This window comes from Metabacillus sp. KH_069, from assembly GCF_057838075.1.
This window is the reverse complement of sequence record NZ_CM174460.1, coordinates 3,075,554-3,095,444: the sequence shown is the minus strand read 5'-3', so window position 1 is coordinate 3,095,444 and position 19,891 is coordinate 3,075,554. Positions and strand designations below refer to the sequence as shown.

Annotated in this window: 20 protein-coding genes; 15 read left to right on the top strand and 5 right to left on the bottom strand. The window is 38.9% G+C overall.

Going from position 1 to position 19,891, the window contains the following annotated elements:
* Positions 1–57: 57 nt before the first annotated feature.
* Positions 58–318: a DUF2624 domain-containing protein gene (locus tag AC3ISE_RS15650; RefSeq protein WP_154319245.1), complete on the bottom strand. Its 261-nt coding sequence runs from the start codon at positions 316–318 to the stop codon at positions 58–60.
* Positions 319–394: 76 nt separating this feature from the next.
* On the opposite strand from AC3ISE_RS15650, the gene AC3ISE_RS15645 reads away from it, so the two are divergent.
* The 4 genes from AC3ISE_RS15645 to zur all read left to right on the top strand — a co-directional run bounded on the left by AC3ISE_RS15645 (position 395) and on the right by zur (position 3,452).
* On the top strand, positions 395–1,276 hold the full coding sequence (locus tag AC3ISE_RS15645) for a YitT family protein (RefSeq protein ID WP_309192577.1): 882 nt from the start codon (positions 395–397) through the stop codon (positions 1,274–1,276).
* 140 nt (positions 1,277–1,416) lie between these two features.
* On the top strand, positions 1,417–2,190 hold the full coding sequence (locus AC3ISE_RS15640; protein ID WP_489221695.1) for a metal ABC transporter ATP-binding protein: 774 nt from the start codon (positions 1,417–1,419) through the stop codon (positions 2,188–2,190).
* Between the two features lies 1 nt (position 2,191).
* Positions 2,192–3,028 carry a metal ABC transporter permease gene (locus AC3ISE_RS15635; protein WP_489221694.1) on the top strand — a complete coding sequence of 279 codons (837 nt, stop codon included), beginning with the start codon at positions 2,192–2,194 and terminating at the stop codon, positions 3,026–3,028.
* A 1-nt stretch (position 3,029) separates the two neighbouring features.
* A complete protein-coding gene (gene zur / locus AC3ISE_RS15630; RefSeq protein ID WP_489221693.1) occupies positions 3,030–3,452 on the top strand; it encodes a zinc uptake transcriptional repressor Zur in 423 nt (140 codons plus the stop codon).
* A 53-nt stretch (positions 3,453–3,505) separates the two neighbouring features.
* Here zur and AC3ISE_RS15625 read toward each other — a convergent pair whose 3' ends face one another.
* Positions 3,506–4,087 (bottom strand): hypothetical protein, encoded by a 582-nt coding sequence (locus AC3ISE_RS15625; protein WP_489224355.1) that lies wholly within the window; start codon positions 4,085–4,087, stop codon positions 3,506–3,508.
* 236 nt (positions 4,088–4,323) lie between these two features.
* Between AC3ISE_RS15625 and AC3ISE_RS15620 the strand changes: the two genes are divergently transcribed.
* Complete coding sequence (locus AC3ISE_RS15620; RefSeq protein WP_489224354.1) at positions 4,324–4,629, top strand: hypothetical protein; 306 nt, start codon at positions 4,324–4,326, stop codon at positions 4,627–4,629.
* A gap of 44 nt (positions 4,630–4,673) precedes the next feature.
* On the opposite strand, the gene ispG is transcribed toward AC3ISE_RS15620, so the two are convergent.
* Complete coding sequence (gene ispG, locus AC3ISE_RS15615; protein ID WP_489224353.1) at positions 4,674–5,780, bottom strand: flavodoxin-dependent (E)-4-hydroxy-3-methylbut-2-enyl-diphosphate synthase; 1,107 nt, start codon at positions 5,778–5,780, stop codon at positions 4,674–4,676.
* Between the two features lie 137 nt (positions 5,781–5,917).
* Positions 5,918–6,256, bottom strand: coding sequence for a hypothetical protein (locus AC3ISE_RS15610; protein WP_489221692.1), 339 nt, complete (start codon positions 6,254–6,256; stop codon positions 5,918–5,920).
* Between the two features lie 203 nt (positions 6,257–6,459).
* On the opposite strand from AC3ISE_RS15610, the gene AC3ISE_RS15605 reads away from it, so the two are divergent.
* Positions 6,460–8,169 (top strand): methyl-accepting chemotaxis protein, encoded by a 1,710-nt coding sequence (locus AC3ISE_RS15605; RefSeq protein ID WP_489221691.1) that lies wholly within the window; start codon positions 6,460–6,462, stop codon positions 8,167–8,169.
* 47 nt (positions 8,170–8,216) lie between these two features.
* Here the strand turns inward: AC3ISE_RS15605 and AC3ISE_RS15600 are convergent, their stop codons facing one another.
* Entirely contained in the window at positions 8,217–8,987 is a 771-nt protein-coding gene (locus tag AC3ISE_RS15600) for a DUF1189 domain-containing protein (protein ID WP_489221690.1), read from the bottom strand.
* A gap of 234 nt (positions 8,988–9,221) precedes the next feature.
* On the opposite strand from AC3ISE_RS15600, the gene AC3ISE_RS15595 reads away from it, so the two are divergent.
* The 9 genes from AC3ISE_RS15595 (at position 9,222) to pstB (ending at position 19,797) form a co-directional block, all read left to right on the top strand.
* Entirely contained in the window at positions 9,222–10,832 is a 1,611-nt protein-coding gene (locus AC3ISE_RS15595) for a Na/Pi cotransporter family protein (RefSeq protein WP_489224352.1), read from the top strand.
* A gap of 96 nt (positions 10,833–10,928) precedes the next feature.
* Positions 10,929–11,417, top strand: a complete 489-nt coding sequence (locus tag AC3ISE_RS15590) for a DUF456 domain-containing protein (protein ID WP_489221689.1) — start codon at positions 10,929–10,931, stop codon at positions 11,415–11,417.
* A gap of 137 nt (positions 11,418–11,554) precedes the next feature.
* Complete coding sequence (sodA, locus tag AC3ISE_RS15585) at positions 11,555–12,163, top strand: superoxide dismutase SodA (protein ID WP_489221688.1); 609 nt, start codon at positions 11,555–11,557, stop codon at positions 12,161–12,163.
* A 122-nt stretch (positions 12,164–12,285) separates the two neighbouring features.
* Complete coding sequence (locus AC3ISE_RS15580) at positions 12,286–13,572, top strand: MFS transporter (protein WP_489221687.1); 1,287 nt, start codon at positions 12,286–12,288, stop codon at positions 13,570–13,572.
* A 130-nt stretch (positions 13,573–13,702) separates the two neighbouring features.
* Entirely contained in the window at positions 13,703–15,871 is a 2,169-nt protein-coding gene (locus AC3ISE_RS15575; protein ID WP_489221686.1) for a peptidoglycan D,D-transpeptidase FtsI family protein, read from the top strand.
* A 197-nt stretch (positions 15,872–16,068) separates the two neighbouring features.
* Positions 16,069–17,043: a PstS family phosphate ABC transporter substrate-binding protein gene (locus AC3ISE_RS15570; protein ID WP_489221685.1), complete on the top strand. Its 975-nt coding sequence runs from the start codon at positions 16,069–16,071 to the stop codon at positions 17,041–17,043.
* A gap of 72 nt (positions 17,044–17,115) precedes the next feature.
* Positions 17,116–18,057 carry a phosphate ABC transporter permease subunit PstC gene (gene pstC / locus AC3ISE_RS15565; protein ID WP_489221684.1) on the top strand — a complete coding sequence of 314 codons (942 nt, stop codon included), beginning with the start codon at positions 17,116–17,118 and terminating at the stop codon, positions 18,055–18,057.
* Position 18,058: 1 nt separating this feature from the next.
* The gene (pstA, locus tag AC3ISE_RS15560) at positions 18,059–18,937 is read left to right on the top strand and encodes a phosphate ABC transporter permease PstA (RefSeq protein WP_309192592.1); all 879 of its coding nucleotides are present in this window, start codon (positions 18,059–18,061) and stop codon (positions 18,935–18,937) included.
* Positions 18,938–18,972: 35 nt separating this feature from the next.
* Positions 18,973–19,797 (top strand): phosphate ABC transporter ATP-binding protein PstB, encoded by an 825-nt coding sequence (gene pstB, locus AC3ISE_RS15555; RefSeq protein ID WP_489221683.1) that lies wholly within the window; start codon positions 18,973–18,975, stop codon positions 19,795–19,797.
* The last annotated feature ends 94 nt before the right edge of the window (positions 19,798–19,891 follow it).

The following is a 19,891-nucleotide window of genomic DNA, read 5'->3' as shown; positions in this document are numbered from 1 at the left end:
ATTTTATACTTTCTTACAACTAAAAAAAGAAAGCTGTCGGAGGAAATCGACAGCTTTTTATCCTATAAATTGCTGAAACAATTGGTTCACTTGCTGCGCTGTGGCAGGCGAAGTAATGGCCGCTACCTTTTTTAATAGGCGGATTCGCTCAGCATCATCAAAAATATTAATGTTTTTGCCCCGGATGATTCTTACGATTTGCTGAGCCTGGGTTCTGTCAATGGCAAGGCTGTTCTGCTTGGCAAGCTGAAGCAATCCATCAGCATCCAATGAGTTGAGTTTCTGGTTGACAATCTTTTGAAATAGTATCACGTACATACCTCCTTCACCATTCAATGTATGGTGAAGTTTTAAGAAAAGTGCCTAATTTTTAAAAAGAAGGGGGATTATTCATATGACAAAAAAACAGCATAAAAAAGAAAGTACTGGGCGGCTGATCACAAGACTGATTTTGATCATTGTTGGTGCAGCGCTGGCAGCTGTCTCGATTGAGCTGTTCCTTATCCCCAATCAGATTATTGACGGAGGAATTATCGGGATCTCGCTGATCATTGACCACATTACACCAGACAGTCTGTCATTTATCAATTTCGGAACACTGGTCGTCCTTTTGAATTTGCCTTTCATGTATTACGGCTATAAGCAAATTGGGAAAACGTTTATGATCTCCTCTATTTTCGGGATTGTCTTTCTGGCAATCATCGAGAGTATGCTGCATCATGTCGAAGCCTTTACAGCGGAGCCGATTTTAGCGACTGTATTTGGAGGTTTAATACTTGGTGTAGGTGTAGGATTGGTCATACGAAACGGCGGTTCAATGGACGGAACTGAAATTTTAGGCATTTTGCTTACTAAAAAGCTGCCGTTTTCAGTAGGAGAATTTGTGATGTTTATTAACATTTTCATTTTTGCCTGGGCAGCATTTGTTTTTGGACCAGAGCAAGCTATGTATTCAGTCATGGCTTACTATATTGCTTTTAAAACGATTGATACAGTTATTCAGGGATTAGACGAAACTAAAGCAGTAATTATTGTTTCGGATTACTACGAAGATGTATCAGACGCCATTCTTCAAAGGCTTGGGCGCGGCACCACAAAATTAAAAGGCAAAGGCGGATATACCGATGACGAAAAAGAAGTCATTTATGTCGTTGTAACAAGGCTTGAAGTTACGAAGCTTAAATCGATTGTCCATGAAATTGATACAAATGCCTTTATTACAATAATGAATACCCAAGAAACTAAAGGGACGAATTTTAAGTCAGCGATACATTAATTTCTTAATTATTCGAAACAAGTTTCTTGCTCTTTTAAGTACAATCTTGTATAATCTCTATGTTAAAGATCAGACATTGGTTTCTGATCTTTTTTTACGATGTTAAATCGGAACCATTCTTAAACTAGAAGGTGAAAGTAATGAATCAGCCTATTATTGATATCCGTCATTTATCATTCACATATGAACGCACTAAGGTGCTTGAAGATGTTCATTTTAAAGTAAGAGAGGGTGACTTCCTGGGACTCGTCGGACCAAACGGTTCAGGAAAGACAACTCTGCTGAAATGCCTTCTCGGTCTATTGAAGCCCGACGAGGGAGAGATTCTCCTTTTCGAAGAAGATATCCGCAAATTTAAAGAGTGGTATAAAATCGGATTTGTTTCTCAAAAAGCAAACAGTTTTAATACAGGCTTTCCGGCATCTGTATACGAAGTAGTTGCAAGCGGACTGACGTCTAAATTAGGTTTGTTTAAAATGCTGAAACCGGCCCATCATGAAAAAGTAAAAGCTGCAATTAAGGCCGTCGGTTTAGAACAGCTGTCAAAACGGAATATCGGTGAACTTTCAGGCGGCCAGCAGCAGCGGACATTCATTGCAAGGGCGCTTGTGAGTGATCCGAAATTGCTCATACTTGATGAGCCGACAGTTGGAGTTGATGCTCAAACAGTTCAGAGTTTTTACGAAATGCTGAAAAATTTAAACACTGAAATGGGAATTACTTTGATTCTTGTCACGCATGATGTAGGGACCATCACAGATAAAGTAACTCACGTAGCCTGTTTAAATAAACATTTGCATTTCCACGGAAATACACAGGAATTCGAAAGCCTGCAGAACTCTGATATGTCTGACTTTTATGGTCATTCTGTTCATGTATTAACTCACGATCACCATGATCATGGGGGAAGATAAAATGATAAATAGTATCCTTAATTATGAATTTTTACAAAATGCATTTTTGGCAGGAATTCTCATCGGACTGATTGCACCGCTGCTCGGTGTTTTTGTTGTCGTAAGAAGACTGTCTTTAATAGCGGATGCACTTAGTCATGTGACTTTGGCTGGGATTGCAGCGAGCTTGCTTCTTGAGAAAAAAGTGCTTGGCATGTCAGGGCTCAATCCAATTTATTTAGGGATGGGTTTTTCTGTGGCAGGGTCTTTGTTTATTGAAAAGCTGAGAGCCGTCTATAAGCATTTTCAGGAGCTTGCCATTCCGATTATCCTATCAGCCGGAGTAGGACTGAGCGTTATTTTTATATCACTTGCTGATGGATTTAATACGGATTTATTTAGTTATCTTTTCGGAAGTGTCAGTGCGGTAACGAGAACGGATTTATGGGTGATCGCTGCCATTACAGTATTTGTTCTCATTGTCATTTTTGCGTTATTTAAAGAACTGTTTTTGTTGTCATTCGATGAAGAACATGCTGCAGCTTCAGGCATCCATTCTAAGTGGATTCACTTTATTTTTATTTTAACAGTTGCTCTTGTCATTGCTGCTTCCATGAGAATTGTCGGCATTTTATTAGTATCTTCTCTCATGACCCTGCCGGTTGCAGCAAGTATTCGGATTGCAAAAGGGTTTAAACAGGCAATATTCTTTTCTGTACTCTTTGGAGAAATCTCTGTTATTATTGGATTAGTGCTGGCTTATCAATTAGATCTAGCTCCAGGAGGAACGATTGTTATGCTTTCAGTCGTCATCCTGATACTGTCGATACTATGGACCAAAATAAAAAGGGGTCAGTAAGATGAATGTTCAAGAAGCTCTTCTTCTTATGAAGGAAAAAGGATATAAGTACACAAGCAAGCGCGAAGAAATGCTTGAATTATTCGCGCAGTCAAATAAATATTTAACAGCAAGAGATGTTCTGGAAAAAATGAAACCGGACTATCCGGGATTAAGCTTTGATACCATTTACCGCAATCTTTCTTTGTTTGCCGAAATGGGCATACTGGAAACAACAGAACTGTCAGGGGAAAAACATTTTCGATTTTTATGCGGAACGAAGCATCATCACCATCATTTCATTTGCCTGAATTGCGGGAAAACGAAAGAAATTGCTTCTTGCCCTATGGAAAAATTAAAAGAGAATTTAAGCGGATATGAAATCAGCGGACATAAATTTGAGATATACGGCACTTGTCCTGAGTGCCATGAACATACCGTATAAACTCAGTACAAAAAAGCTTGCGAAGTTTCGCAAGCTTTTTTGTGTCTATAGTGTTAGCGTATAACGGGAAATGTGTTTGTTTTGTAGGAATTTACCCATTCTCTTGCTTCAAGCCAATTATTTACACGGATGACCCCATTAGGAATGGGATCCTGATTGTATGGAGTATCAAACAAAATAACTGGAATGTTAAATTCCTCGCTGATCATACAGGCATTATCATGCTTGTCCTCAAAAAAGACGTCAATTTTGTTTTCACGGACCGCACCTAGTTTATCATGAGTGCCAATCAGGTCAATTTGATGATAAAATAGTTCATTGCGCTTAAACCAGTCAAATGTCACCTCGCGCAAGTGATTTCTGCGCGCACTGATAAAGAGAAGTTTATGGGTTTTCTTCCATTCATCAAGCACTAACTTTGCATCAATCGCCATAGGTGCATCTTTGTATATTAGCGGTTCTTGCTCATCCATCCATTTCCAGAAATCCTCTTCTGAAATGTTAAGTAATTTAGTCAGGTCATATTCCTTCATATCATCAAGCGTAATGTTTATGCCGAATGATTTGTTTAAATATGGAACGAATGTTTCAGGCGAAGTAACGGTTCCATCAATATCAATCCCTAATCGCAGCATCATGTACTCTCTCCCTTGCTGTCTGAACTATACTAGTTAGTGTATCATAATCCGTTCTTACAATCACAGTAATCTTTAACAGTTATACGGAAAGGCCGTGCGGCTCATACTATAAATGTTCCTTTACTATATGAATGGAGGGATCACGCATGGCAGATGAGAAACATTATGATTATCACGGAAACATTAAAGAATATGATCTTCGTGAAGATGAAGTTGGCTACAACAGACCAGATATGCGGGATGATTATAAAGAAGAAACAGCGGCTGAAATTGCAGCTCCTGCAACCCTAGGAAGAGATGCAGACTACGACCGTCATGAAGAAAAGGAAGGGACAGTTGATGACGGACGCAGAATGGGGTATTTGGCTATCGTCCTCTCCGTTATTTCTTTGCTGATATTCCCGGTTATTTTAGGCGCAGCAGGGATTATCGTAGGGTTTATTGCACGCCGCAGGGGAGCAGAAGGATTAGGAGGATGGGCGATCGGAATTGGTATCGTTTCATTAATCCTTGGGATTTTCATTTTGCCCTTCTTTTAAGGAACTAAAAAAACAAGCTTGGCATAAATTGCCAAGCTTGTTTTTTATTGAATTTCGGCAGCCGCTTTTTCAGCTGCCTGTTTTGCATAATATTCTTCAGCGATTTTATCAATTTCTTTTTTCAGTTCTTCTACCATGGTTTCCTCAGGGACTTTTCGGACAATTTGCCCTTTCATGAAAAGAAGTCCTTCTTTTCTGGCGCCGGCAATTCCAATGTCAGCTTCCCGTGCTTCACCAGGTCCATTTACTGCACAGCCTAAAACCGCAACTTTAATGGGAGCCTTAATCGTTGAAATATACTCTTCAACCTCGTTTGCAATGCTGATCAAATCAATTTCAATCCGACCGCAGGTAGGACATGAAATAAGTGTTGCTGCGTTTGAAGACAGCCCGAAAGATTTTAATAACTCTCTTGCCACTTTTACTTCTTCAACTGGATCGGCGCTTAGTGAGATGCGCAGCGTGTTCCCGATGCCTTTGCTCAGGATGGCACCAAGGCCGGCAGCACTTTTTACGGTGCCTGAAAATAAAGTGCCCGACTCTGTAATGCCTAAATGAAGCGGATAATCAAAAGCTTTTGCCGCTTTTTCATATGCTTCAATCGCCAAGTTCACATCTGAAGCTTTCATCGATACGATAATATCGTGAAAATCCAGATCTTCAAGTATTTTTATATGATGAAGGGCACTTTCAACCATGCCGTCTGCTGTTGGATATCCATATTTTTCAATAATGCGCTTTTCTAAAGAACCGGCATTAACCCCAATGCGAATTGGAATACCTTTTTCCTTTGCAGCTTTTACGACGGCTTCTACTTTTTCACGTCTGCCGATATTGCCCGGGTTGATTCTGATTTTATCTGCTCCGCCCTCAATTGCCTTAAGCGCAAGTTTGTAATCAAAATGAATATCAACAACAAGTGGAATATTTATGCGTTTTTTAATTTCTGCTATAGCATCGGCTGCACGTTCATCCGGACAGGCGACACGAACAATTTGACAGCCTGCTTCTTCTAATCGCAGGATCTCAGAGACCGTAGCTTCCACATCGTGTGTTTTCGTCGTTGTCATACTTTGGATGACTAATTCATTGTTTCCGCCGATTGTTAAATTGCCGACTTTAACAGGACGGGTTTTGGTACGATGTATGATTTCACTCACGTGTAAATCGCTCCTTAAATTAATAATCATGGTTCTATATTATCATGTTAACCATTTTTATCGTTCAATGCGAGAAATTGTGCTTTCCCTCACATATTGTAACAGTGTGTGCTTAATATTGACAAGAATTATGAAGCAACTTCTTTTTCATAAAGTGGAAATTTATATGTTTTTCCGACCTGAATATTGTCAGCTTTTACATTTGGATTCAGCTTTTCGAAATCCTGCCTGATTTGATCGATGGGCACCGGGAATTCCTTATGAAGCTGCTCGACAATTGTCAGCACGGTTTCTCCCTGACTGATCTTTTTTTCCATATATGGCTTAGAACCGGCGGATACTGCTTCAGCAGCAGGCTCTTCAATAACTTTACCTTGAGGATTTATGGAGATGGTGCCGCTGTTCATATCATAGTAGACGATATACATCAGAAATATAAATAAAATGAAGATCATAAGACGCTTCAATAAAATCATCTCCCATTTGAATTCACGATAGTTATTTCTATGCTTGTCCCAATTAAATATGCCTTTTTATATAAAAAAGAGGAAAAAGGTCCTCCAATTCATTAAAATGACAAGGTAATTGTTAAAAATTAATGATGGCTTTACACTTGCTTAATAAACATTTGGGATAATTTTCATGAACTGATGGGAAGGATGAACCAAAAATGAAGTTATTCTTATTTTTAAATGAAGCAAATATAAAACCCTTGCTTTCTAAGATCAGTCTTCAGACAAGGCTGCTGATCCTTGTGCTGTCTTTATTGATAGCCTCTATTGTGGCAGTGGGCTGTACTTCTTATGTAAAATCAAAAGCTGCGACTATGGAAATGGTTGAAGACCGTCTGCAGCGGGAGGTAAATACAACCGGAGAAATAGCTGGCAATTTAATGATTGCCTATCTTGGTGAAGAAGAGGAATTTTTAAAGAGATTCGACAAAGTTGTGCTGACTAATCAAGCTTCAGAGCTCATTCAGGATGGACTGAGTGCTGATTTCTTTTTAATTAAAGAAAATAAGGCAAACCCATTTTCAGTAAGTGAAAATTCAAAGGTTGCATTTACTGAAAAGCAGATCAGCGGCATCATGGAAAAAGACAATGGAATTTTTCACGAAAAGATAAACGGAATTGACTACACATTATCCTTTAAGCAAGTTCAGGAATTAAAGGGACAGTTTTTAATAGCAGTACAGACAGAGAGCTACATGAATACAACAAAGGAGCTTGCCTCGTTTTATGTATGGATGGTTCTTCTGAGCGGTCTTGTTACAACAGCTGTGCTAATCGTCGTGATTCGAAGTTTGACCAAACCTTTAGCGGTGCTCAGAAACACGATGAAGGAAGTTAGAGAGGGGGATTTAACTAAAAATATTCATGTAGAGACATCGATGCCTGAAATCAATTCACTCATGAAAAGCTTTAACCAAATGATGACCCAAATGCAGAAGATGGTAGGCAACATTGATAAAACTACAGGGGATTTGTCAGTAACGGGGGAGCAGCTCAGAGAAGCGACAGATGATGCAATCGTACATAACAGTCAGCTTGTTGAGGCGATAAGGATAGTAAGAGCAGGAGCTGTACAGACAGCATCAAGCTCAGATCACAGCATTCATGCTTTTGGTCAAATGAGGGATGAACTCAGAGTGGTTTTTCAGGATATGGAGTTTTTATTCAGCAGTGCAGCAGACATGAATATGTCAGCTGATCGCGGAGAAAAAAATGTGTCTAAAATGATAAAGGGAATGAATTCGTTTGAACAGGAATTTGAAAAAATGACAAATACAATAAGAGGAGTGAAAGAACACTCTTTATCAATTGCAAATGTAGTAGTAATTATTAAAGCCATTGCCGAACAGACTAAGCTGCTTGCTTTAAATGCAGCGATAGAAGCAGCAAGGGCTGGCGAAGCGGGAAAAGGATTCGCTGTGGTTGCGGGTGAAGTCAAAAAACTTGCTGAACAGTCAACAAAGGCGACTGAAGATATCACTATTTCCATCTTATCCATGGAAAATATATCTTCAAAAGCATCTAAGGAGTTTGAATATATGCTCGCTAACATTCATTCCCATCTTGATGTGGCCGCAAAATCCAGAGTCTCATTTGATGAACTGATGAGTGAGATTGATAGTGTAAACAGAAGGCTCTCAGATATGAAAAAGCAGATTCAGCATTTGAACGCTTCTCTTCCAATTATGGAAAGCTCGGCTGAAAGCTTTGCTTCCGTTTCTCAGGAGACACTTGCCAGTGCAGAACAGATGCTTGCTGCTTCTGAGGAGCAAATTGCCCAGATGAACAGAACTCACCAAATTGGGCAAAAAATAACGGATTTATCAAGAAATCTTTCCAGCGCTGCAAAAGAATATAAAGTGAGTTAAAAAAAGCGAACCTCTTGGCTGAAGGGGTTCGCTTTTCTAATTGCTTGTTATTTTTTTCGGGAAGCAGGAATTTCTTTTAGAACAAGATACATGATGATCAGATTAACAAACCAGTTCACAAGAATTCCGCTTGGTACGGATACTTGAAGAAACTCCATAATCATAAAGAAAACAGTGGAAAGCGTTACGCCATAGGCTGACATTACCCAAAGCTGTTTAAAATTAAGGTTTCGCTTCAAACTATTTTTAAACAGGATGCTGATAAAAGCTAAAAAAGTAATTTCAATAAATTTGGAAGCTGCTGTAAACAGAAACAGCATAATAAGAACAACACTCAATACAATCGGAAACACACTTTCAAATTCAGAGGAGTATTGGGATAAGTCATCCTTTGTTAAAGTCATTGTATTCAGCATGGAATAATCATAGCTTTGTGCTTGGCCAGCAACAGCATAAACAAATTCATTTTTTAAAATGCCGATTCCGTTTTGCTTATTTTCAATCTCATCTGCTGTGAATGCGCCAGTCGGATCAAAAACAATAAATAAATCATCCTTTTTTAATTCAAGAGGTTCTGTGGTATCTGAAATTAAAGTGCCATCCTCTATTTTAAATTCAGGAAGGTCTTCCTGCAGGGTAGAATCTAATCCTTTCAGCAGTCCCGAAATGCCTGTGGTCATATACACTGCCATGGGGAGAGTCGCAAGCAGGGTCAGTAAAAACACGTAAAGAATGGTTTTGCCGATTCCTTGAAATCTGAACATGGAAATCGATTTCGGAGAGTATAAACTTTTAGCAAACTGTTTAAAAATGTTCATTTATGTACACTTCCTTCATTATAATCCAGCTTTCATTTTATACATCTAAGAAGAAAGAAACAAGGCTGAAGGTATGCTGCTGATTAGAATGTTAAGATATTGTAAATTTTTAAGGAATTAGTTCTAAAAACCTTTACAAATAATCTACAATTCGTTAATAATTGGGGAGGTTGTAGAAAGTTGTCGATAAAAGATGTTAGGGGTTGAAATAGGTTGGATTTAGATATACAAAAAATGATATTTGAATTTCTTGGCGGCCTTGGGATTTTCTTATTTGGTATTAAATTTATGGGTGACGGACTGCAGAAATCTGCAGGCGACAGACTTCGGGATGTTCTAGATAAATTTACTACAAATCCTATTATGGGTATTCTTGCAGGTATATTTGTTACCATCCTTATTCAGTCAAGCAGCGGGACCACTGTTATTACAGTGGGCTTAGTAAGTGCAGGCTTTATGAGCTTAAGACAGGCAATTGGTGTCATAATGGGAGCAAACATTGGAACCACTGTCACGGCCTTTATTATCGGTATTAAAATTTCTGAGTACTCGCTTCCTATTTTATTTGCAGGAGCTATATTACTTTTCTTTTTCAAAAATAAAAAAATCCATAATATCGGTCAAATTATATTTGGATTTGGCGCTCTTTTCTTTGGTCTTGAGCTAATGGGCGACGGCATGAAGCCTTTGCGTTCTTTAGAAGCGTTTCAGGAATTAACAGTCAGCATGAGTGATAACCCTCTGCTAGGTGTAGTCATAGGGACTGTATTTACTGTAATCGTTCAAAGTTCAAGTGCCACAATTGGAATTCTGCAAGAGCTGCATGGCTTGGGCCTAATCGACATTAAAGCGGCATTGCCTGTTCTGTTCGGAGATAACATTGGTACTACGATTACTGCAGTCCTAGCATCAATTGGAGCTTCAGTAGCTGCAAGACGCGCTGCGTTAACGCATGTTCTTTTTAACTTAATAGGTACAGCAATCTTTTTAGTGATTTTGCCTTTATTTACAGCTTTTATAGGAATGCTGAAGATGAATTTAGGTTTAAATCCAGAAATGACGATTGCCTTTGCACATGGTACATTTAATATTACAAATACACTGATCCAGCTTCCTTTTATTGGCGTACTTGCTTATATTGTTACTAAGCTGATACCAGGAGAAGACTCCATGATCGAATACAAAGCAAAGCATCTTGATCCAATCTTTATAGAACAATCATCATCTATTGCGCTTGGACAGGCAAAAGAAGAAATTCTCCGTATGGGTCAATTTGCGACTCTCGGACTTGAAGAAGCAAATCAATATCTTAAATTGAACTTGCCTAAGCATTCAGAAACTGCCTATCAAATAGAAGATGCAATTAATAATCTTGACCGTAAAATCACAGATTATCTAGTGCTGATCTCCAGAGCGGAAATGTCAGCGGCGGAATCTGAAGAACATTCAACACTGATGGATACCGTTCGCGACATCGAGCGCGTGGGTGATCATTTCGAAAATATTGTTGAGCTTGTTGATTATCAATTATCAAATAAAGTGAAGCTTACTGAGTCTGCTCTTGCAGATTTGGATGAAATGTTTACACTGACGATCCAAACACTAAAAGATGCGATTTCAGCATTAGATGACAAAGACACATCCCTGGCTTCTAAAGTTATGAAATCAGAAGAGCAAATTGATAAAATGGAGCGCATGCTCCGCAAAAAACACATCCTCCGCATCAATGAAGGAAGCTGTACAGGTCAAGCAGGCATTGTGTTTGTTGACATCATCAGCAACCTTGAAAGAATCGGTGATCATTCAGTAAATATTGCAGAGGCAGTTTTAGGCTACCGTAAATAATGTTTAAAAAAGAATGATTCAGTTATAATGAAAGCAAGGGCTTATGCTCTTGCTTTTTTTACATATATTTTATAAGAGATCTAGAAATGGTGGTGGATGGCAGTGGAGGTTGTATACTGGGCTCTGATTATATTAATGTTCATCATTGCGTTTGCCGGATTGGTCTATCCAATTATACCCAGCGTTATTTTTATAGTTGGGGGATTTCTTCTTTATGGAGCATTTTTTGGCTTTCAGGAATACGGATATCAATTCTGGCTGATTGAAGGTGTATTTGTAGCGGTTTTATTTGCAGCGGACTATGTATCCAATTTAATGGGGATCAAACGGGTTGGCGGAAGCAGGGCTGCAATATGGGGAAGCACGATTGGCTTATTGATAGGTCCTTTTCTTATTCCAGTTGCAGGGATTATTATTGGGCCATTCCTTGGAGCAGTTATTGCTGAACTCCTGGTTCATAAAAAGGATATGAAAGAATCAGTTAAAGTAGGTCTTGGGTCATTGATCGGATTTATATCCGGAGTGTTTGCCAAAACAATTATTCAGCTGATCATGATTGGTTATTTTTTGTATGCAGTTCTATAAAAAGCTTCATAAAAAAAGACGCCTCATATTTTAAGGCTTTTAAATTGAAACAATCGGACAATTTTGGTAATCTTAATGTGACAAGCTTATGAAAGAATAAGCTTCCTATTTACATACAATTTAAGGAGGAGATTTAAATGGCTTACGAACTACCGCAATTGCCTTATGCTTATGATGCTTTAGAACCGCATATTGATAAGGAAACAATGAACATTCATCACACGAAGCATCATAATACGTATATTACAAACGTAAACGCTGCATTAGAGGGTCACGAAGATCTTCTCAGCAAAAGCGTTGAAGAACTAGTAGCTAATTTAGATGCAGTTCCTGAAGCAGCACGTACTGCAGTCCGCAACAATGGAGGCGGGCATGCAAACCACAGCCTTTTCTGGACAATCCTTTCACCAAACGGCGGAGGAGCTCCATCTGGTGAACTTGCTGATAAAATCAACAGCAAATTCGGAAGCTTTGAAACATTCAAAGAGGAATTTGCTAAAGCTGGAGCAACTCGCTTTGGTTCTGGCTGGGCTTGGCTTGTTGTTAACAACGGTGAGTTAGAAGTAACTAGCACTCCAAATCAGGATTCTCCTTTAATGGAAGGCAAAACGCCTATCCTTGGACTGGATGTTTGGGAGCATGCATATTACCTTAACTACCAAAACCGCCGCCCGGATTACATTTCTTCATTCTGGAATGTAGTCAATTGGGAAGAAGTTACAAGACGTTACGAAGAAGCTAAATAATGTTTCAAGTGAAGCAGGAGATCTTTTAAGATCTTCTGCTTTATTTCTGTTTCATTTAACATACATAACTCCTCCTCATAAAGAGAGACTAATGGTTAGTTAATAAAGGGGAGTTTTAAAGTATGTCTAAGTTGCAGAAAATATTTGGTGAAGTAGAAGTGAATAAAGAATTAATCTTTTTGCTGGTCATTGGAGGATTATATTCTTTAGGTATCGCCCTCTCAAATTCCTTTGTCAATGTGTATCTTTGGAAGCAGTCTGGCAGCTTTCTTGACTTGGGCATTTACAATCTGTCCATTGTAATCATGCAGCCGGTCACGTTTGTTATTGCAGGGAGATGGGCAAAGAAAATTGACCGGGTGATTGTTTTCAGGCTTGGTATTGCTTTTTTGGCTGTTTTTTATTTGTCAGTTCTTATAATAGGAGATAATGCGGCGAATAACATTATCTTGCTTGGAGGGCTGCTTGGAATTGGATCGGGATTTTACTGGCTGTCTTTTAATGTGCTTACATTTGAAATTACAGAACCTGAGACAAGGGATTTTTTTAACGGGTTTTTAGGAATCATGACATCCTCTGCAGGGATGATTGGTCCAATTGTCGCAGGTTTTGTGATCTCAAGGTTAACGGGTGATATCGGATATAAGTCCATCTTTTCAATCTCACTCGGATTATTTTTCTGTGCGGTAATTTTAAGTCTTTTTTTAAAAAGGAGACATGCGCACGGGAGATATTTGCTGCTTGACGTATTAAAGGAAAGGAAACGTAATGTCAATTGGAGAATGATCACTAACGCGCATTTTTTTCAGGGTATAAGAGAAGGAACTTTCATTTTTGTAATTGGAGTGCTGGTGTTTATTACTACAGGAAGCGAATTTGCCTTAGGTAAATACGGACTGATTAATTCAGCTGTAGCTTTTGTGTTTTACTATTTGGCAACTCGGCTGATTACAAAAAAGATGAGGAAAAAATCAATTTTAATTGGCGGAATTTTATTGTATGCTTCCATCTTTTTGCTTCTGTTTGACCTTACATATCCAAAGCTGATCATGTATGCTGTTGCGATTGCCATTGCATATCCGATGCTGCTTGTACCTTATATTTCTCTGACATATGATGTGATTGGGCGGTCATGGAATGCTGCGGAAGCGAGAATTGAATACATTGTTGTAAGAGAACTGTTCTTGAACTTTGGGAGAATCACATCTATTCTTTTATTCATTTTTGCCGTTACAGTATTTGATGAAAAAGAAAGCATTCCTATTTTACTGGCCGTTATAGGCTCTGGCCACAGCTTAATTTATTTCTTTATCCGCAAGGTATCTTTGTCGGAATCAAATGAACCAATAAATGATGACGGTCAAAAAAAAATGCCCGAACCGAATCTTGTAGATGGAGAAAGCAGTTAGGCTGACATATGACAATCGTGTTACAAGTGTCGAATTTAATAGAAATTCGTCGATATTTTTCATAAACTGTAACAATAGACACCTTAAAATGGTGTCTATTGTGTTTTAAAAGAAGATAAGGCGGTGCTATATGTCAAAGAGAAAGAAACGAACGGTTCCGCTTCGCCTTAACATTTTGTTTTTCCTCGTATTTTTAGTATTTTCAGGAATGATCTTAAGGCTTGGAATTGTTCAAATTGTTTACGGCGAGGATTACCGCAAAGAAGTTGAACGGAATGAGGAAGTGAATATCAGCACTTCAGTTCCGCGGGGAAAAATCTTTGACCGTAACTACAATACAATTGTCGATAACAAACCTATTAATGCCATTACATACACCAGGTCAAATTCCACGTCACAAGAAGAACGTATAGAAGTTGCTGCAAAACTTGCAAAGATTTTTGACCAGGACCGAACAGATTCAAAGGAAGACCAGGAGGCATTGGAACAAGAGTTAAAGAAGATTACATTAAGGGATAAAAAAGATTATTGGATTTTAACTCGTCCAAAGAAAGCTGAAAAGAAAATTACAAAAGCGGATAGACAAAAAGTTATTGATGGTGTCATAAGCGATGATGACCTGTATGATCTTCAGCTTGATCGGATAACACAAAAAGATTTACAGGATATTTCGATAGATGAATTAAAGATACTTGCGATAAAAAGAGAAATGGACAGCGGGTACGCATTAGCTCCGCAAATTATTAAAAAAGACAATATTTCAGAGCAGGAATTTGCATATATAAGCGAGCATCTCGAGGACCTGGCCGGCGTGGATATTACAACGGACTGGGAACGCCGCTACGTTTTTGACAAAACATTAAGAACGCTGATTGGCAGCATCTCTTCGTCAGAAGAAGGAATTCCAAACGATCGTCTGGATTATTACACATCCCGCGATTACAGCAGAAATGACCGGGTGGGAAAAAGTTATTTAGAGTATCAATATGAAGATATTCTTCAAGGCCAAAAAGCAAAAGCCCGCAATATTACAGATAAGTCGGGCAAAATTCTTGAAACAGAAATTATATCTGAAGGAAAAAGCGGGAAAGATCTGATTATGACAATCGATGTACAGCTTCAGCAGGAGGTTGAGAAGATTATCGAGGAAGAACTGCTTGCTGCTAAGAAAAAATCTGGAACAGCTTTACTTGACCGGGCATTTGTCGTCATGATGGACCCAAGAAATGGCGAAATGCTCTCAATGGCAGGTAAGCAAATTAAAAAAGATGAGAACGGAAAAATGGTTCTTGAGGATTATGCGTTAGGCGCGATGACAAGCTCCTATACAATGGGTTCTGCAGTGAAAGGAGCCACAGTTCTTTCAGGTTTTGAATCAGGCGTGATCAAACCCGGAACAGTTCAGCTTGATGAACCGTTATATATTAAAGGATCTCCGCCTAAAAAGTCGTACCGGAGCATGGGTAATATTGATGATCTTGAAGCTTTGCAAAGATCTTCAAATGTATATATGTTCAAAACAGCGATAGCAATGGCAAACGGGGAGTATAGAAGAAACAAATCTTTGCCTCTTGATACATCAGCATTCTCCGTGCTCAGAAATTATTACAGTCAATTCGGATTAGGAGTAAAAACAGGGATAGACCTTCCTAATGAAGCAACCGGCTTTAAAGGGCAGGATCTGACCCCCGGATTATTGCTTGATTTGTCCATAGGGCAGTACGATACGTATACCCCGCTGCAAATGGCCCAATACGTTTCAACCATTGCAAATGGCGGATACCGAATGAAGCCTCAAATTGTAAAAGAAATAAGGGAGCCGTCGCCTAAAGACAATCTTGGTTCTGTTATTCAATCTATAAATCCTGAAGTTTTAAACCGCCTCGATATGAAGAGTGAATACATTGAGAGGGTGCAGGAAGGATTCAGGCGTGTAACACAGGAGAAGAATGGAACAGCCTACAGTTATTTTTCAGGGGCAGATTATTTTCCTGCAGGTAAAACGGGTACGGCGCAAGCTTTCTACGACGGGCCGAACAAAGACAAATTCCTGTCGCCTACTTATAATTTAACACTTACAGGATATGCACCCCATAATAACCCGGAGGTTGCATTCGCTGTAGTAGTGCCATGGGCTTATGATGAGGCGAAAAATTCACATCCTATAAATAACCTGATTGGAAGACGGGTCATGGATAAATACTTTGAGCTGAAAAGCGAGCAAAGTAAAGAAGGCATTCAGGAAGGTGTAGGCCAGCCTGAAAATGCAAGGGTGCTGGAAGAGGAAGAAAATGAATAGAAACTAATACAAATGAAGATAATATAAGCACTCTGGTTAGAGTGCTTTTTATTATGCTTTAGACATTCTACAAAACGCGACAAAATTATTCATGCATTTACAAAACCTTAACATTCGATTAAAACCATGTTAACACTTTAGCGTTATTCTAGTACTTGTAGGACAAAAACACCACTTTGTAGGGGGAATTAAGAAATATGAAAAGCTTCAAATTTTTAGCCATGACAATTATGATTTCATCATTGCTTGCATTCGCAGCAGCTTGTGGAAATGGTGAAGGTTCAGAAGGCAACGGTTCAGAAAATGGTTCTTCTGAAGAAGCAGCTCAAGTAGAAGGTGAAGTTGGAATCGACGGATCATCAACTGTTGCTCCTATCGGTGAAGCAGTATCTGAAGAGTTCTCTATGGACTACAAAGATGTTAAAGCTCCAATCGGCGTATCAGGAACTGGCGGCGGCTTTGAAAAATTCGTAGCTGGCGAAACAGATATTTCTCAAGCATCACGTCCAATCAAAGATGAAGAAGCTCAAGCAGCAAAAGATAATGGAATTGAATATACAGAATTACAAGTAGCCTTTGACGGTTTATCAGTAGTAGTTAATAAAGAAAATGACTTCATTAAAGAATTAACTGTAGAAGACTTGAAAAAGATCTGGGTTGAAGACGGCAAAGAAAAGAAATGGTCTGATATTAATCCTAAATGGCCGGATGAAACAATCAAACTTTTCTCACCTGGAACTGACTCAGGAACATACGATTATTTCAATGAAGTAATTCTTGAAGATGAAGCAGTAGCTAAGCAGGCAACACTTTCTGAAGATGACAACGTTCTTGTAAAAGGCGTACAAAGCGATAAAACAGCAATGGGCTTCTTCGGATATGCTTATTACTTAGAAAATAAAGACACTTTAAAGGTTGTTCCAATTGTAAATGAAGAGGGCAAAGCTGTTGAACCAACTAACGAAACAGTTGAGTCTGGCGATTACAACCCGCTTTCACGCCCGCTTTACATCTATGTAAATAATGCATCAATGAAAGAAAAGCCGCAAGTTGCTGAGTATGTTAAATTCTACATGGAAAATGCTGGTGCATTAGCTGAAGAAGTTGGCTATGTAAGCCTTCCTGAAGAAAAATACAAAGAACAGCTAAAAACAATCGAAGGTTTAAAATAATTTCAAAATCTAATAGATGAGAAGCATAACTGCTTCTCATCTTCCCATGTTTTGGAAAGGGGTTTTCACAATATGGCAACACAAAGAAGCCAGTCTGTCAGTGAAATGATAAAAGAGAAAAAGGAAAAAAGATCCTGGTTAAGATATATAGAGAAGATCGTTCCTGCATTTCTGCTGCTGACAGCTATTATATCTGTACTTACAACTGTTGGAATTTTATTTACGCTGATTGTTGAGACAATTACGTTCTTCAGCAAAGTTTCATTTTTGGATTTTATTACACAAAGAGAATGGTACCCATTCTTTGCAAGTGACCCTTCTTACGGAATTATTACATTAATATCAGGTACGCTTCTCGTTGCATTTATTGCTATGCTGGTTGCATTGCCTATAGGCCTTGCTTCTGCTATTTATTTGAGTGAGTATGCTTCGGACCGCGTCAGAAGAATTATCAAACCGATATTAGAAGTGCTGGCAGGAATCCCTACAATTGTTTATGGATTCTTTGCTCTTTCATTTGTAACACCATTGCTGCAATCCATCATCCCGGACCTAGGATTTTTTAATGCACTTAGTCCCGGTATTGTTGTAGGTATCATGATTATTCCTATGATTGCATCCCTTTCAGAAGATGCGATGACTTCTGTTCCTAAATCAATGCGAGAAGGAGCTCTTGCACTTGGCTCTACGAAATTTGAAGTGGCAATGAAAGTTGTCTTGCCTGCAGCTGTGTCAGGTGTAGTGGCATCATTTGTTTTAGCTATTTCAAGAGCGATCGGTGAAACGATGATCGTAACTCTTGCGGGTGGAGCTACTCCAAAGCTTACATTTGATCCGACTGAATCAATTCAGACAATGACAGCTTATATTGTACAAGTAAGTTCAGGTGATGCAGGATATGGAACAACCATTTACTATAGTATTTATGCTGTAGGTATGACGCTGTTCATCTTCACACTGCTGATGAATTTATTCGCACAGTTCATTTCTCGTCGCTTTAGGGAGGAATATTAATATGAACTACATCAATAAAGATAAAGTCGCTAAAAAAATGTCAAGCAGGCTGGCCGTTAACGGTATTTACAAAGGCATTTTCTTATTGGCTACAAGTTTTGCACTGGTCGTGCTTGCGATCCTTTTATATCGGATATTCACTCAAGGATTTAGTTATATAACTCCAGAATTCTTTCAAAACTTTGCATCAAGAAGACCATCTGCATCGGGAATTAAAGCTGCACTTGTCGGATCATTGTGGGTAATGGCAGTTGTTATACCGGTTGGTTTAATTCTTGGAGTTGGAACAGCGTTGTATTTGGAAGAATACGCCAAGAAAAACAGATTTACAAATTTCCTGCAAATCAATATTGCTAATCTGGCAGGAGTTCCTTCTATTGTATTTGGCCTTTTGGGGTTAACGGTATTCGTTCGATTTTTTGATCTTGGAAGAAGTATATTAGCAGGCGGATTTACAATGGCGCTTCTTGTACTGCCGGTCATTGTTGTTGCGTCTCAGGAAGCAATAAAGGCTGTTCCGAAAGAAATGCGTGAAGCGTCATTTGGAATGGGGGCAACAAAGTGGCAAACGATCCGTCAAGTGGTTTTGCCAGCTGCTGTACCAGGTATATTAACAGGGAGCATCCTTGCTTTCTCAAGGGCAATTGGTGAAACAGCACCATTGCTTGTAGTTGGAGCTTTTGCGTTTGTAAACTACCTGCCTGCAAATGTTATGAGTACATTTACAGTAATGCCAATACAAATTTTCAACTGGGCTTCAAGACCTCAGGCTGATTTTCAGGATGTAGCTGCTGCAGGAATTATCGTTTTGTTCATTTTCTTGATTGTCATGAACTCAGTTGCAGTATTCATTCGTAATAAATTCCAAAAAAATTATTAAGCAAGCTTTGAAAAGGATGAAGGAGGTTTCACACGATGGAAATGACAAAAGTTGTGAAAGAGCGCAAGGAAAACGAAGAATTTGAAACGGTAGCTAAAAAAGAAAAAAGCATCGTTTACAAAACAGATAATCTCAACCTTTGGTACGGAAATGATCAGGCATTAAAAAATATTGATCTGGACATTTATGAAAATGAAGTCACGGCGATTATCGGACCGTCCGGCTGCGGAAAGTCTACTTACATTAAAACTCTTAACCGCATGGTAGAGCTGATCCCTACAGTTCGCACATCTGGAAAAATTATCTACCGCGGTAAAAATATCTTTGATAAAGGCTATGGTGTTGAAGATTTGCGCACGCGCGTAGGCATGGTATTCCAAAAACCGAATCCTTTTCCAAAATCCATTTATGACAATGTTGCATACGGACCAAGAATTCATGGAATCCGGGATAAAAAGACTCTTGATGCGATCGTTGAAAAGAGTTTAAAAGGTGCTGCCATCTGGGACGAAGTAAAAGACCGTCTTAAAGAAAATGCTTTTGGTTTATCAGGCGGTCAGCAGCAGCGTCTATGCATCGCCCGCTGTCTTGCCATTGAGCCTGATGTTATCTTAATGGATGAGCCTACATCTGCTCTTGATCCAATTTCAACGCTGAAAGTGGAAGAGCTTGTTCAGGAGTTGAAAAAACAGTACAGTATCGTAATCGTTACTCACAACATGCAGCAGGCTGCACGTATTTCTGACCGGACAGCGTTCTTCTTGAATGGAGAAGTTGTTGAGTATTCAGAAACAGACCGCTTGTTCTCGAATCCTTCAGATAAACGTACAGAAGATTACATTACTGGACGTTTCGGATAATGTTTAAAGGAATAAGTCGTGCATATGAAAAATTGCACGACTTATTCCCATATCAATCAACAATCATTTATTATTAAAAGACAGATAAAATGTG

Bases quoted from the DNA above. Each gene is read 5' to 3' on its own strand.
- AC3ISE_RS15650 (WP_154319245.1), bottom strand. From the start codon at position 318: ATGTACGTGATACTATTTCAAAAGATTGTCAACCAGAAACTCAACTCA.
- AC3ISE_RS15645 (WP_309192577.1), top strand. From the start codon at position 395: ATGACAAAAAAACAGCATAAAAAAGAAAGTACTGGGCGGCTGATCACA.
- AC3ISE_RS15640 (WP_489221695.1), top strand. From the start codon at position 1,417: ATGAATCAGCCTATTATTGATATCCGTCATTTATCATTCACATATGAA.
- AC3ISE_RS15635 (WP_489221694.1), top strand. From the start codon at position 2,192: ATGATAAATAGTATCCTTAATTATGAATTTTTACAAAATGCATTTTTG.
- zur (WP_489221693.1), top strand. From the start codon at position 3,030: ATGAATGTTCAAGAAGCTCTTCTTCTTATGAAGGAAAAAGGATATAAG.
- AC3ISE_RS15625 (WP_489224355.1), bottom strand. From the start codon at position 4,087: ATGCTGCGATTAGGGATTGATATTGATGGAACCGTTACTTCGCCTGAA.
- AC3ISE_RS15620 (WP_489224354.1), top strand. From the start codon at position 4,324: ATGCGGGATGATTATAAAGAAGAAACAGCGGCTGAAATTGCAGCTCCT.
- AC3ISE_RS15605 (WP_489221691.1), top strand. From the start codon at position 6,460: ATGAAGTTATTCTTATTTTTAAATGAAGCAAATATAAAACCCTTGCTT.
- AC3ISE_RS15600 (WP_489221690.1), bottom strand. From the start codon at position 8,987: ATGAACATTTTTAAACAGTTTGCTAAAAGTTTATACTCTCCGAAATCG.
- AC3ISE_RS15595 (WP_489224352.1), top strand. From the start codon at position 9,222: ATGATATTTGAATTTCTTGGCGGCCTTGGGATTTTCTTATTTGGTATT.
- AC3ISE_RS15590 (WP_489221689.1), top strand. From the start codon at position 10,929: ATGGCAGTGGAGGTTGTATACTGGGCTCTGATTATATTAATGTTCATC.
- sodA (WP_489221688.1), top strand. From the start codon at position 11,555: ATGGCTTACGAACTACCGCAATTGCCTTATGCTTATGATGCTTTAGAA.
- AC3ISE_RS15580 (WP_489221687.1), top strand. From the start codon at position 12,286: ATGTCTAAGTTGCAGAAAATATTTGGTGAAGTAGAAGTGAATAAAGAA.
- AC3ISE_RS15575 (WP_489221686.1), top strand. From the start codon at position 13,703: ATGTCAAAGAGAAAGAAACGAACGGTTCCGCTTCGCCTTAACATTTTG.
- AC3ISE_RS15570 (WP_489221685.1), top strand. From the start codon at position 16,069: ATGAAAAGCTTCAAATTTTTAGCCATGACAATTATGATTTCATCATTG.
- pstC (WP_489221684.1), top strand. From the start codon at position 17,116: ATGGCAACACAAAGAAGCCAGTCTGTCAGTGAAATGATAAAAGAGAAA.
- pstA (WP_309192592.1), top strand. From the start codon at position 18,059: ATGAACTACATCAATAAAGATAAAGTCGCTAAAAAAATGTCAAGCAGG.
- pstB (WP_489221683.1), top strand. From the start codon at position 18,973: ATGGAAATGACAAAAGTTGTGAAAGAGCGCAAGGAAAACGAAGAATTT.